Genomic DNA, 12,333 nt, shown 5'->3' on the forward strand with positions numbered 1-12,333 from the left:
GGCAGACCTCTCCTCCCCACAATGGCGGGGGAAGAGGGGTCACTCCGCCGCCATCATCAAACTATCGAGAGCAATCGACAGGGCTCCATTCTCGTTTCGCACCGGAATGGTCCTGACCGAACCCTTGTCCGCTCCGAGCGCCTCGCCGGTTTCGAGTGAAATCACCCAGTTGTGCAGCGGGCAGGTGACCGCAGCGCCATGGACGATCCCCTGCGAAAGTGGGCCGCCCTTGTGCGGGCAGTGGTCCTCAATGGCGAAGACCTGATTTTCGGCGGTGCGGAACACGGCGATCTTGCCCTGCGGGGTCTTCACGCAGCGTGCGCCCCGCAGCGGGATATCCGAGATGTCGCCGATTTCTACCCAATTCATGTCCATCTCCTCACTCGGCCGCCTGGGGGAAACCGACCGTCGCCATCGGCCGGAATTCATGCTTGTCCTTGCCGGAGACGCGCTCCGACCAGGGATCGACCTGTGCGAATTTCTGGCTGAAGACGAAGCGGTCGTAATAGGCCTTGCGCTTGTCGGCATCTCCCATGATCTGCCGGCGGATCTCGTCGAGGCCGATGCGCTTTGCCCATTTGTAGATGCGCTCGAGATAGCGGCCCTGCTCGCGGTACATCTGTGTCAGTGCCACGATATGCTCCAGCGCCTCGTCCTCGGTCTTGACGAGGCCGAGTACTTCCGTGCCCTTGATGTCGAGGCCGGCGGCTCCGGCGAAATGGATCTCGAAGCCCGAATCCACGCAGATGACACCAATGTCCTTGCAGGTCGCCTCGGCGCAGTTTCTCGGACAGCCGGACACCGCCATCTTGAGCTTGGCCGGCGTCCAGGAGCCCCACATGAACCTCTCGATGCGGATGCCAAGGCCGGTCGAATCCTGCGTGCCGAAGCGGCACCAGTCGGAGCCGACGCAGGTCTTCACCGTGCGCAGGCCCTTGGCATAGGCCTGGCCGGAGATGAAGCCTGCCTTGCCGAGGTCGGCCCAGACGGCGGGCAGATCCTCCTTCTGGATGCCGAGCAGATCGATGCGCTGGCCGCCGGTCACCTTCACCATCGGGATTTCGAACTTGTCGACGACATCGGCGATGGCTCGTAGCTCTCCGGAATTGGTGACGCCACCCCACATGCGCGGCACGACCGAATAGGTGCCGTCCTTCTGGATATTGGCGTGGACGCGCTCATTGATGAAGCGCGACTGATAGTCGTCGGCATATTCGTCCGGCCAGTCGCAGACGAGGTAATAGTTCAGCGCCGGGCGGCATTTGGCGCAGCCGCAGGAGGTCTTCCACTCCAGTTCCTGCATAACCGCAGGAATGGTCTTCAACCCCTTGGCTTTTATGAGCCTTCTGACGTCGTCATGTCCAAGCTCGGTGCAGGTGCACATCGGCTGCACAGCGGCCGGGTTGTAGCTCTCGCCCAGCGTGATCGACATCAACTGTTCGACAAGGCCGGTGCAGGAGCCGCAGGAGGCCGACGCCTTGGTATGCGCTCTCACATCATCAAGCGATGTCAGTCCCTTGGCGGTGATTGTTGACGTGATCTTGCCCTTGCAGACGCCGTTGCAGCCGCAGATTTCCGCATCATCCGGCAAGGCTGCAACGGCCGCCATAGGGTCCAGCGGTGACCCTCCCTGGTAAGCCTGTCCGAAGATCAGCGTCTCGCGCATCTCCGAGATATCGGTGGCCTTCTTCTTCAGGTCGTTGAACCAGGCGCCATCGGCGGTTTCGCCGTAGAGCACGGTGCCGATGATGCGGTTGTCTTTCAGCACCAGGCGCTTGTAGACGCCGGCCGAGGCATCGCGCAGGACGATCTCCTCGCGATCGTCGCCATCGGCAAAGTCTCCAAGCGAGAACAGATCGATGCCAGTGACCTTGAGCTTGGTCGGTGTGTCGGAATGCACGAAGCCGGCTGAGGTTTCACCGGCCAGCTGCGCGGCTGCGACGCGCGCCATCTCGTAAAGCGGCGCCACCAGGCCGTAGACCTGTCCGCCGACTTCGGCGCATTCGCCGAGTGCGTAGATATCACCGTCTGATGTGCTCATGCCGGCATCGACGACGATGCCCCTGTTGACCGCAAGTCCGGCCTCCTTGGCGAGCCCGGCGCTCGGGCGAATGCCGACCGCCATCACCACCAGCGTTGCCGGGACGATGGTGCCGTCGGAGAGTTCCACACCCTCGACCTTGCCGTCACCGACGATCGCCTTGGTGTTGGCCTTGGTGATGACCTTGATGCCGCGCTCTTCGATCGCCTTTTCCAGGAGGTAACCTGCGGCGGGGTCGAGCTGGCGCTCCATCAGCGTCGAATTGACGTGCAGCACGGTGACGTCCATGCCGCGCAGATTGAGGCCCGCCGCAGCTTCGAGACCGAGCAGGCCGCCGCCGATGACGACCGCCTTGGCACGGGACTGGGCGGCAAGCAGCATTGCATTGACGTCGTCCAGGTCGCGATAGCTCAAGACACCCGGCAGGTTTGCTCCGGGAATGGGAATGATGAAAGGCACGGAGCCGGTGGCAATCACCAGCTTGTCGTAGCTCTCGGTGACGCCATGATCCGAGGTCACCGTCTTGGCGGCGCGATCGATGGCAACGATCTTGTGGCCCTTGTAGAGGGTGATGTTGTTCTTGATGTACCAGCCATCGCCATGGATGATGATCTGTTCGTAGTCCTTTTCGCCCGAAAGGACTGGCGACAGCATGATGCGGTCGTAATTGACGCGCGGCTCGGCGTTGAAGATCGTGACCTGATAGAGGTCCGGCGCCTTTTCTAGGAGATGCTCCAGCATGCGGCCGGGCGCCATGCCGTTGCCAACGATGACAAGTTTTTGGGTCATGGGCTTACTCCGCTGCTTCGACGAAGCGGTGGCGTTCGTAGAGGAACTTCAACACGGCTTCGCGGCATTTGAGGTAGGTTCGGTCGGCGGCAAGCTCGAGGCGGTTGCGCGGCCGGGCGATCGGCACGTCGAGCACATCGCCGATATAGGCGGCCGGTCCGTTGGTCATCATGACGATACGGTCGGAGAGCAGCACGGCCTCGTCGACATCGTGGGTGATCATCACCATGGTGCTGCCGAGGCGGGCATGGATATCCATCACCGCATCCTGCAGATGCGCGCGCGTCAGGGCGTCGAGTGCGCCGAAGGGCTCGTCCAGCAAGAGGATCTTCGGCTCCATGGCGAGCGCCCGGGCAATGCCCACGCGCTGTTTCATGCCGCCGGAGATTTCCGAAGGGCGCTTGTCCTTGGCATGGGCCATCTGCACCAGGTCGAGATTGCGCATCACCCAATCATGACGTTCGGCCTTGGTTTTTGTGCCGCGGAACAGTTTCGAAACGGCGAGATTGACGTTTTCATAGACGGTCAGCCAGGGCAGCAGGCTATGGTTCTGGAAGACGACGGCGCGCTCGGGGCCGGGCGCATTGACCTCCCGGTTTTCCAGGAGCACCGCGCCGGCCGAGACCGGGGTCAGGCCCGCGATTAGATTAAGCAGGGTCGACTTGCCGCAACCGGAATGGCCGATGATCGAGACGAACTCACCCTTGCCGATGACGAGATTGATGCCCTTCAGCACCTCCGCCCGTTGGCCGCCGCGGTCGAAATATTTGTCGATGTGATCAAGCTTGAGATAGGAGCTGGTCATCATGCTTTCCTTAATTGGCCGTCGCGCCGCGGGTGACAAAGGCGCCGATCGCGGCGACCAGCTTGTCGAGGATGAAACCGGTGATGCCGATATAGGTGAGGGCGACGATGATGTCGGGCAGGCGCGAGGAGTTCCATGCGTCCCAGATGAAGAAGCCGATGCCGACGCCACCCGTCAGCATTTCGGCGGCGACGATGGCAAGCCACGACAGGCCGATGCCGATGCGCAGGCCTGTGAAAATGTAAGGGGCAGCAGCCGGCACCATGATACGGAAGAAGAACTCGATCTGGTTCAGCCGCAGCACCCTGGCGACGTTGCGGTAATCCTGCGGGATGTTGCGCACGCCGACGGCGGTGTTGATGATGACCGGCCAGATCGAGGTGATGAAAATCACGAAGATTGCCGAAGGACTGGAATTTTGAAATGCAGCGAGCGACAGCGGCAGCCAGGCGAGCGGCGGCACGGTGCGCAGGATCTGGAAAATCGGATCGAGGCCGCGCATCGCCCAGACCGATTGCCCGATCAGCGCGCCGATCAAGACGCCGGCGATCGCGGCAAGGCCGAAGCCATAGGCGACGCGCTCCAGGGAAATGAGCACGCGCCAGGCCAGGCCGATATCCTGAGGGCCGTTATAGAAGAAGGGATAGGCGATGAGGTCGTAGCTCTCCTGCCAGACTTGGGACGGCGGCGGCAGGCTGGCGCCCGGCTGCTCACAGAGGAGCTGCCAGACGCCGAGCAGGATGATGAGCACGACCAGCGGCGGCACAACGGCACGCAGGACTGCCATCGCAATGTGCCTTATGTCGATGCGGCGAACGGGACGGGCGGAGAGTTTCACGACGCGGCTTTCGTCTTGAGGTGCGGCCGTCGCGATGACTTCCTGTTTGCGGGCTGTTGCAGACATGAATCAGGTCCTTGAATCTTGCGCGACGCGGAGAGTGCGGAGCTCTTGAGGCATGACAGCGATCATCACGACGCCACCTTGATGGAGAGGCTTTCGAGATAGGCGGAAGGGTTCTCCGGGTCGAAGATCTTGCCGTCGAAGAAGGTTTCCTTGCCGCGTGAGGTCGAGGCCGGAATATCGGCGGCGGCCACGCCAAGATCCTTGGCGGCGTCGCGCCAGATATCCTGGCGGTTCACCTGGCCGACCAGTTTCTTGACGTCGGTATTCGCAGCGAACTTGCCCCAGCGCATGTTCTCGGTGATGAACCAGGCGTCATGGCTCGGATAAGGGTAGGAAACGCCGCCCTTCCAGAACTTCATGTAAAGATCGGTTCCGTTGGCGACGCGCCCGTTGCCGTAATTGATGTCACCCTTGAGGCGGCCGAGAATATCCTTGGGCGGCACGTTGAACCACTGTCGCTTGCCGAGGATGGTTGCCATTTCGTCCTTGTTGTCCATGCTGTCGCACCATTGCTGGGCTTCCATGATGGCCATCAGCAGCGCCTTGGCGGCATTGGGGTTCTTCTCGATCCATTCGGCGCGCATGCCGAGCGCCTTTTCCGGATGACCCTTCCAGATTTCGCCGGTCGTACAGGCAGTGAAGCCGATGCCCTGATTGACGAGCTGCTCGTTCCAGGGTTCGCCGACACAGAAGACGTCCATATTGCCCACCTTCATGTTCGCCACCATCTGCGGCGGCGGCACGACGATGGTCGAGACGTCCTTGTCGGGGTCGATGCCGCCGGCGGCGAGCCAATAGCGGATCCAGAGGTCATGCGTGCCGCCGGGGAAGGTCATGGCGGCCTTGATTTCCTTGCCGGCCGCGCGCTTGGCGTCGAAAGCAGCCTTCAGCTTGGAGGCATCCAGTTGGACGCCAGTATCGGCATATTCCTTGGCGACCGAGATGGCCTGGCTGTCGTAGTTGAGGCGCGCCAGGAGCGTCATCGGCACCGGCTGGTTGTTCTGCGTCACCTTGCCCGTGTGCATGAGATAGGGAAGCGGCGAGAGGATATGGGCGCCGTCGATGCCGTTGGCGGCACCTCCGAGTACGAGATTGTCGCGGGTCGCCCCCCAGGATGCCTGCTTCTCAACGTCGACATCCGGCAGGCCGTGTTTTGCGAAGAGGCCTTTCTCCTTGGCGATGACCAGCGGGGCTGAATCGGTGAGTGCGATGAAGCCGAGCTTGGCGCCGGAGACTTCCGGCCCACTCGTGGCGGCAAAGGCGCCGGAGGGGAAGGCAGTCTTGACCGCACAGATAAGGGCTGCGGTACCGGAGGTCTTCAATAGGCTACGGCGCGTAACGCTGCCGGACAGGATCTTCTTCATATGCAGGCCCCTCTGCTGGTGTTTGACGGATTTTTGGGAATAAAAAAACGCCGCTCGGTTGATGCAGCCCGGGACTTGGGAGAGTCCCTCGGGGCAAAAACCTTGCGACGTCAATGTCACTGCGAGCGCATTTCTCACGCTCGGCTTACTTCGATCGCCGTTGACCGAAGCGATATCTATCAAGCAAGCGGCGTGCCAGTTTGTTGCATATTTCTTATCTTCATGAAATTATTCGGGTATTTCCCGGATGGCCACGCTTGCTTGTTTTTAGGGCGAGGTTGAGCTCTGCAAATATTTTGAGCGTCTGCAGTTGAGGAAGCACGTTGGCCTGCGTCGATTTTGTGCAACGCAGCGTCTGCCGGTTGTCAGACCTCTTCGCCTGAAGATGCTGTCTGTGTCTTCGCCTTGACCGCAAATCCCGCGACGTAAGAGGCTATGTCCGAGGGATCGAAGACGAACCCGTCCATGAAGCGATCGCCGTCGCTGTCCCCTTCCACGCGGATATCGGCATCGGCGGGAGCGGCGTCATTGCCGAGCGCCAGCCGGTAGAGGTCGGGCCGATAGGCGGAGGCGGCCATGCGTATATTGTGTTCGGAGAGGGCGCTCTGGCCCCAGCGCACCATCTGGCTGAGGATCCACAGGGCCTGGCTGGGGCGCGGATAATTGGCGAAACCGGCATGGAAGCTGAAGTATTTGTCGATCACTCGGCGATTGCCCTTGGCATCGAGGCCGAACTCGCCGGCAAGCACATTGCGGATAATGCCGACGGGGGCAGCGATATAGCGCTGATCGGCGAGCGCTTCGGCAAGCGCATCGTGATTTTCCGCCCGATCGCACCAGCGGGCCGCCGCGTCCAGCGCCACGAGCAGGCGGGAGACGGTTTCTGGATGACTTTCTGCCCAGCCCGGCCGCATGCCGATGACCTTTTCCGGGGCGGATGGCCAGATATCCTGCTTGGCGGCGACGATGCGGCCGACGCCACGCTCTGAGGCGATCATGTTCCAGGGGGCTCCGACGCAGAAACCGTCGATGGCGCCGGCCGCGAGCGCGTCGGATGTCAACGGCGGTGGCACGACGACCAGCTTCACATCCTGATCGGGATCGATGCCGCCGGCGGCAAGCCAGTAGCGGAATTCGTAATTGTGCGAGGAGAAGGGGTATGTCATGCCAAGCGTCGGCGGTTGCTCGCCGCGCGCCTTCATCTGCTTGGTCACGGCCGCCAGCGCCTGGGCACTTTCCAAGGCGCTCGCCAGGTCCGATAAGCCCGTTTCCTCGCGCATGCGATCGAACAGTCGCGTCGACAGGGTGATGGCATTGCCGCCGCTGCCGAGAGAGAAGGGCGTGATGGTCGGGGAGGGGTTGGAGCCAAGCCCCAGCATCGAGGCAACCGGCATCGGCGACAGCATGTGGGCGATGTCGAACTGGCGGAAGGCGAGGCGATCCCGGACATTGGCCCAGGAAACATCCTTGACGAGGGCGAGCGTGATGCCTTCTTTCCGCGCAAAGCCGAACTCCGCCGCCGCGATCAGGACCGAGGCATCGACAAGCGGGATGAACCCCGCGCGCAGAACCTTCGGTCCCTCGCCTGTCAGGCGGGCCGGTGATGAGAGATTGCTGCCGGAACTGCTGCTGTTCATCATATCCACTCCGGTTTCCTCCGGAAATTTCCCCTATCGCGCATCGGCGTCACATCAACAGGCCAGCGGCCGTGACAACGCTTTGCGCGATATCGGAAATCTTCTTCTTCTCGTTCATCGCCGTCTGCCGGAGGAGCGCGAAGGCTTCCTCTTCCGACAGGCCGCGCATCTTCATGAGGATGCCCTTGGCGCGCTCGACGATCTTGCGCTCTTCCAGCGCCGATTTTGCATCGGCTAGCTCGCGTTGCAGCCGGCTGAAGGCATTGAAGCGACTGACGGCCATGTCGAGGATCGGCTTTACCCGCTCCTTCTTCAGCCCGTCGACGATATAGGCTGAAACGCCGGCATCGACGGCCGCCTCGATCGAAGCCGTATCCGAGCGGTCGACGAACATGGCGATTGGACGCCCGACCGTCCGCGTTAGCTGGAACAGATGTTCCATCATGTCGCGGTTCGGGTTCTCGATATCGATGATGATCACATCAGGCTTGAGGGTCTCGATCGTGCGCGCCACGCCATGAACCTCGTGGATGACGGTCACGCGCGCATGGCCAGCCTCCCGCAGCCCCTCTTCGATGATCGAAGCGCGGATCGTATTTTCGTCGATCACAAGAATGGTCAGATCCAGACGGCTCATGCCGCCTTTATGACGCAACGCAACAAAGCGAGCAAGTCATGCGCCAAAATATTAGGCGGCGGTATGTATGCCTAAAAAATATTCAATCCTGTTGTTCCGAGGAGAAGCCTGGGCCGCGGTCCTCGACGCTAGAGCCGTGTAATCAATGCCAGAGGCAACAAAAGAACATCGTCTATGCGTAAATAAGCGACATCAACTTGAAATTCCTTCCTTCTTCCGCCACCTCTTCGGCGCGACTTTTAATATTCCCAGGAGACTAGACGCACATGACGACAACCACCGCAGAAAATCCCGCCGAAAGCCATGTTTTTGAGGCCGACGTTGCCCGTCTTCTGCATATGATGGTTCACTCGGTTTATTCCGATAAGGACGTTTTCCTGCGTGAGCTGATTTCGAACGCAGCCGATGCTTGCGAAAAGCTGCGATACGAGGCGATCGCCAAGCCTTCGCTGCTGGCGAGCGATCCCGACAGCCGTATCCTGCTGACGCTCGATGAAGAGGGCGGTCGGCTTGTCGTCGAGGACAACGGCATCGGCATGAGCCGCGAAGAGATGATCGAAGCGCTTGGAACGATCGCCCGCTCCGGCACGCGAGCCTTCATGGAGCGCATCGAGGCGAACAAGCAGGGCGAGGGCGCGCAGCTGATCGGTCAGTTCGGCGTTGGCTTCTATTCCTGCTTCATGGTTGCCGATCGCGTCGACGTCGTCTCCCGCCGCGCCGGCACGGATGATGCCTGGCTCTGGTCCTCCGACGGCAAGGGCGGCTACAGCGTCAGCCCGATTGACGTTAGCGAGGCACCGGCGCGCGGCACGCGCATCACCCTGCATCTGATGGAGGATGCCAAGAGCTATGCGTCCCGCTGGACCGTCGAGCGCATCGTCAAGGCGCAATCGGGTCATGTGCCCGTGCCGATCTCGATCGCCGAAAAGCCCGGCGCCGAGGCGACCCAGCTGACCGACGGCACCGCGCTCTGGACGAAGTCGAAGAACGACATCACCAGCGAGGAATATACCGACTTCTATCGCGGCATTTCCGGTCAGTATGACGAACCGGCACTGACGGTGCATTTCCGCGCCGAGGGCCGCCACGAATATTCCGCGCTTGCCTTCATTCCCGGTTCCCAGCCCTTCGACCTCTTCGATCCCGATCGCAAGGGCCGCATGAAGCTCTACGTGAAGCGCGTCTTCATCACCGACGAGGCCGAGCTGCTGCCTCGCTATCTCCGCTTCGTGCGCGGTCTTGTCGACACCAATGACCTGCCGCTGAACGTCTCGCGCGAAATGATCCAGGAAAGCGCCATCCTCTCGGCGATCCGCAAGGGCGTCACCAACAGGATCATCACCGCCATCGAGAAGCTTGCCGAAAGCGACAACGACGCCTTCCTCAAACTGTGGGAATCGTTCGGCAGCCTGATCAAGGAAGGCATCTACGAGGATTACGAGCGACGCAGCCAACTGGTGGCACTGTCGCGCTTCCGCACGACGGCGTCCGGGGAAGGCTATCGTTCTCTTGCCGACTACGTCAAGGATATCAAGGAAGGCCAGCAAGCGATTTACTATCTCGCCGGCAACAGCCTCGAACAGCTGAAGGCATCGCCGCAACTCGAAGGTTTCCGTGCACGCGGCATCGAGGTGCTGCTGCTTTCGGATTCCGTCGACAGCTTTTGGGTGACGAACGCGCCGGAGTTCGAAGGTAAGGCGTTCAAGTCGATCACGCAGGGGTCGGCCGATCTCGCGCAGTTCAGCAAGGTCGAGCAAGACGCGACCGCCAGCGAGTCAGCACCGGCGGAGGTCCAAGCCTTCATCGATTTCGCCAAGGATAAGCTCTCGGATCAGGTTTCCGACGTTCGCGCATCGGACCGTCTGATTGAAAGCGCCGTCTGCCTGGTGGCGTCCGAACAGGGCTATGACCGGCAGCTCGAAAAAATTCTGCAGGGCGCCGGTCAGTTGCAATCCAGCGCAAAGCCGATCCTGGAAATCAATGGCGATCACCCGCTCGTCAAGGCCATCGCCGCCAAGGGCGATCAGTCGTCCCTGCGCGACGATGCGGCATTCCTGCTGCTCGATCAGGCGCGTGTCCTCGATGGCGACAAGCCGGCCGACCCGCGTGCCTTTGCCGAGCGGCTGGTGCGCGTGATGGAAAAGGCATTGCAGTAGAGCTCTGATTGCTCGCGGCATAGTCTCAAGCAGACGGACACGACGGCGAAGCTTCGCCGTCGTGAGGCCGCATAAGTCTATTCCGAGCGAGGCTTGTAGGGCTGATAGAAATCCTCGCCAGCCCAAGGCTCGATGACGGCTTCCTCGCGGTCACCGCGCGCGTAACTGGCTGCAAGGTTCGGATCGCCCTTGCCATTGTACTTCGCTGTGAACGGATAGGGGTAGACCGGGCGCGACCGGACAGCCTTGTCGGAGGATTTGGCGGCCGGCTTCTTGGCAGCATCCTTGGGTGGCGCACCGCTCGGCTGTCCAAAGCCGCTGGTGTCACCATCCGCCATCTGCCGCGCGACGATCTCCTGCGGAGCGATACCCTTCTCGACCCAGTTCAGCATCGGCGTCAGCAGGTCGATCTTGCTCGGACCTTCGCCGCCCTCGCAATGATACATGCCCGGAAACAGGTAAAGCCGTGTGAACTGAGCAGCGCGCTTGGCACCCAGGAGCTTCTCGACCGCCTGATAGTAGGCGATCGTGTTGATCGGCGAGATGTGCTGGTCGGCAAGGCCGTGCCAGAGGATCAGCTTGCCGCCGGCTTTTTTGAAGGCCGAGAGATCGGGGTTGGTGGCGTCGTAAAGCGGATGCAGCGGACGCAACCGATCGAAATACGCTCTGTCAAAGGTGACGTCAGCGAGTTTGTAATCCGCAGGCGGGTTCGTTTCGAAGTTCAGATTGAGGATCGTGCCGAGCGCGATGATCTCGCTGAAGATCGGCTCGTTTGGTCCGCGCGGCACGAAGACGCCGGCCCAGGCGAGTTCCGATCCCGGTAGTGGACCGCCGATCGTTAGGCGTTCACCTGTCGCGGGATCCTTTGGCCCATCATAGAGGCGGCGAACTGTTTCCACTTCCGCAGCCGTCAGGCAGCTATCGGTATTCTTCTCCGTTGCGGAGCAAAGCAGCGTCCCCGGATCGAAATGGCATTTCAGCGGGTCGGATATCAACCCGTCGACCTGCCCGTCCAGCGCGTCGCAGGCGGCGACGACCGCCTTGTGTAGGAGCGGCAGCCGCGCCGCCGTCAGGGTCGCCTTACCGTCGGCGCCGGTATTCGAGCGCGCCTGCCAGGCATGATAGAGGCCATTCTGAACCTGAAAGTTCATCGCGGGTGCGCCCGCGATGATCCCATTGAAATCGTCCGGATAGCGCTGCGCTTCCATCAGCGCTTCGCGCCCGCCATCGGAGCATCCGTTGAAATAGGAATGGCTCGGGCCATGCCCGTAATAGGCTTCAATCAGCTTCTTGGCGGTGACGGCAGCGAGGTGAACGGAGCGATAGGCGAAGTCCTGGCGCTTCTGCGGATCGCGACCAAACTCGCCGCCCATGCTGTCATGGCCCATATCCGTACTTGCGGTGACGAAACCGCCGCTGTCGAGCACCGCGCATCCATCAGCCGCACCCGCTTCCAGCGAGATATGGCCGCACAGGCCGCCGCAGCCGATCTGCATGTATCGTTGCGTCCAGGTGGATGTCGGAAGTTCGACCTTGAAGGTGATTGTCGGCGCAAGGATGCCTTCCACGGCGCATGTCGTGATCGCTCCCTTGGTGGTCTCGGCGGCCTTGACCACATGGCTTCCCGCGCCGCCGATAGCCGTCAGATCGGTCTGTGCCAGGCTCGCGCAGGATGTCGTGGGCTTGACGATGCCGCCCGGATCGGTCGCCCATGCAGGGTTAAGCTGCATGGCAAGAGCCAGTAACGCGCCTGCGATCACGGCGCGTATTGCACGATTTTTCTTCATTCGATGGCCTCCCTGGATCCGTTGAACGGCCGTTCGCCGCATTGTAAGGCAGCCTGGCTGCATGCGACCTCCGCCCGGATCGACGAGGCAGCATGCTTGTCTTCGATGCGTGCTCCCATTCAAAAATGGGTGATTGATCATAAGAAAAAGCTATAGTGGATGTCGCTGATATTCGCGAAAGCTGTTCGGGAACAGCGCGTTGCCGTGAATGGC

The 12,333-nt window shown here is 61.3% G+C and carries 9 protein-coding genes; 1 reads left to right on the forward strand and 8 read right to left on the reverse strand.

Features of this window, described 5'->3' with window-relative positions:
• Positions 1-39: 39 nt before the first annotated feature.
• The 7 genes from nirD to AC1RO0_RS08830 all read right to left on the reverse strand — a co-directional run bounded on the left by nirD (position 40) and on the right by AC1RO0_RS08830 (position 8,177).
• Complete coding sequence (gene nirD, locus AC1RO0_RS08800) at positions 40-375, reverse strand: nitrite reductase small subunit NirD (RefSeq protein WP_007692821.1); 336 nt, start codon at positions 373-375, stop codon at positions 40-42.
• A 4-nt stretch (positions 376-379) separates the two neighbouring features.
• The gene (gene nirB, locus AC1RO0_RS08805) at positions 380-2,830 is read right to left on the reverse strand and encodes a nitrite reductase large subunit NirB (protein ID WP_498592524.1); all 2,451 of its coding nucleotides are present in this window, start codon (positions 2,828-2,830) and stop codon (positions 380-382) included.
• A gap of 4 nt (positions 2,831-2,834) precedes the next feature.
• Complete coding sequence (locus tag AC1RO0_RS08810) at positions 2,835-3,635, reverse strand: ABC transporter ATP-binding protein (RefSeq protein ID WP_371111146.1); 801 nt, start codon at positions 3,633-3,635, stop codon at positions 2,835-2,837.
• 10 nt (positions 3,636-3,645) lie between these two features.
• Positions 3,646-4,539: a nitrate ABC transporter permease gene (gene ntrB / locus AC1RO0_RS08815; RefSeq protein ID WP_498592525.1), complete on the reverse strand. Its 894-nt coding sequence runs from the start codon at positions 4,537-4,539 to the stop codon at positions 3,646-3,648.
• Positions 4,540-4,604: 65 nt separating this feature from the next.
• Positions 4,605-5,903 (reverse strand): CmpA/NrtA family ABC transporter substrate-binding protein, encoded by a 1,299-nt coding sequence (locus AC1RO0_RS08820; protein WP_498592526.1) that lies wholly within the window; start codon positions 5,901-5,903, stop codon positions 4,605-4,607.
• A 365-nt stretch (positions 5,904-6,268) separates the two neighbouring features.
• Positions 6,269-7,540: a CmpA/NrtA family ABC transporter substrate-binding protein gene (locus tag AC1RO0_RS08825; protein WP_498592527.1), complete on the reverse strand. Its 1,272-nt coding sequence runs from the start codon at positions 7,538-7,540 to the stop codon at positions 6,269-6,271.
• Positions 7,541-7,589: 49 nt separating this feature from the next.
• Positions 7,590-8,177 carry an ANTAR domain-containing response regulator gene (locus AC1RO0_RS08830; protein WP_047458266.1) on the reverse strand — a complete coding sequence of 196 codons (588 nt, stop codon included), beginning with the start codon at positions 8,175-8,177 and terminating at the stop codon, positions 7,590-7,592.
• 266 nt (positions 8,178-8,443) lie between these two features.
• On the opposite strand from AC1RO0_RS08830, the gene htpG reads away from it, so the two are divergent.
• Positions 8,444-10,333 (forward strand): molecular chaperone HtpG, encoded by a 1,890-nt coding sequence (htpG, locus tag AC1RO0_RS08835; protein WP_498592528.1) that lies wholly within the window; start codon positions 8,444-8,446, stop codon positions 10,331-10,333.
• A gap of 77 nt (positions 10,334-10,410) precedes the next feature.
• On the opposite strand, the gene AC1RO0_RS08840 is transcribed toward htpG, so the two are convergent.
• On the reverse strand, positions 10,411-12,120 hold the full coding sequence (locus AC1RO0_RS08840) for a tannase/feruloyl esterase family alpha/beta hydrolase (RefSeq protein WP_498592529.1): 1,710 nt from the start codon (positions 12,118-12,120) through the stop codon (positions 10,411-10,413).
• Positions 12,121-12,333 lie beyond the last annotated feature (213 nt).

Source organism: Rhizobium sp. GW821-FHT14E12 (assembly GCF_058803745.1).

Bases quoted from the DNA above. Each gene is read 5' to 3' on its own strand.
- nirD (WP_007692821.1), bottom strand. From the start codon at position 375: ATGGACATGAATTGGGTAGAAATCGGCGACATCTCGGATATCCCGCTG.
- nirB (WP_498592524.1), bottom strand. From the start codon at position 2,830: ATGACCCAAAAACTTGTCATCGTTGGCAACGGCATGGCGCCCGGCCGC.
- AC1RO0_RS08810 (WP_371111146.1), bottom strand. From the start codon at position 3,635: ATGACCAGCTCCTATCTCAAGCTTGATCACATCGACAAATATTTCGAC.
- ntrB (WP_498592525.1), bottom strand. From the start codon at position 4,539: ATGTCTGCAACAGCCCGCAAACAGGAAGTCATCGCGACGGCCGCACCT.
- AC1RO0_RS08820 (WP_498592526.1), bottom strand. From the start codon at position 5,903: ATGAAGAAGATCCTGTCCGGCAGCGTTACGCGCCGTAGCCTATTGAAG.
- AC1RO0_RS08825 (WP_498592527.1), bottom strand. From the start codon at position 7,540: ATGAACAGCAGCAGTTCCGGCAGCAATCTCTCATCACCGGCCCGCCTG.
- AC1RO0_RS08830 (WP_047458266.1), bottom strand. From the start codon at position 8,177: ATGAGCCGTCTGGATCTGACCATTCTTGTGATCGACGAAAATACGATC.
- htpG (WP_498592528.1), top strand. From the start codon at position 8,444: ATGACGACAACCACCGCAGAAAATCCCGCCGAAAGCCATGTTTTTGAG.
- AC1RO0_RS08840 (WP_498592529.1), bottom strand. From the start codon at position 12,120: ATGAAGAAAAATCGTGCAATACGCGCCGTGATCGCAGGCGCGTTACTG.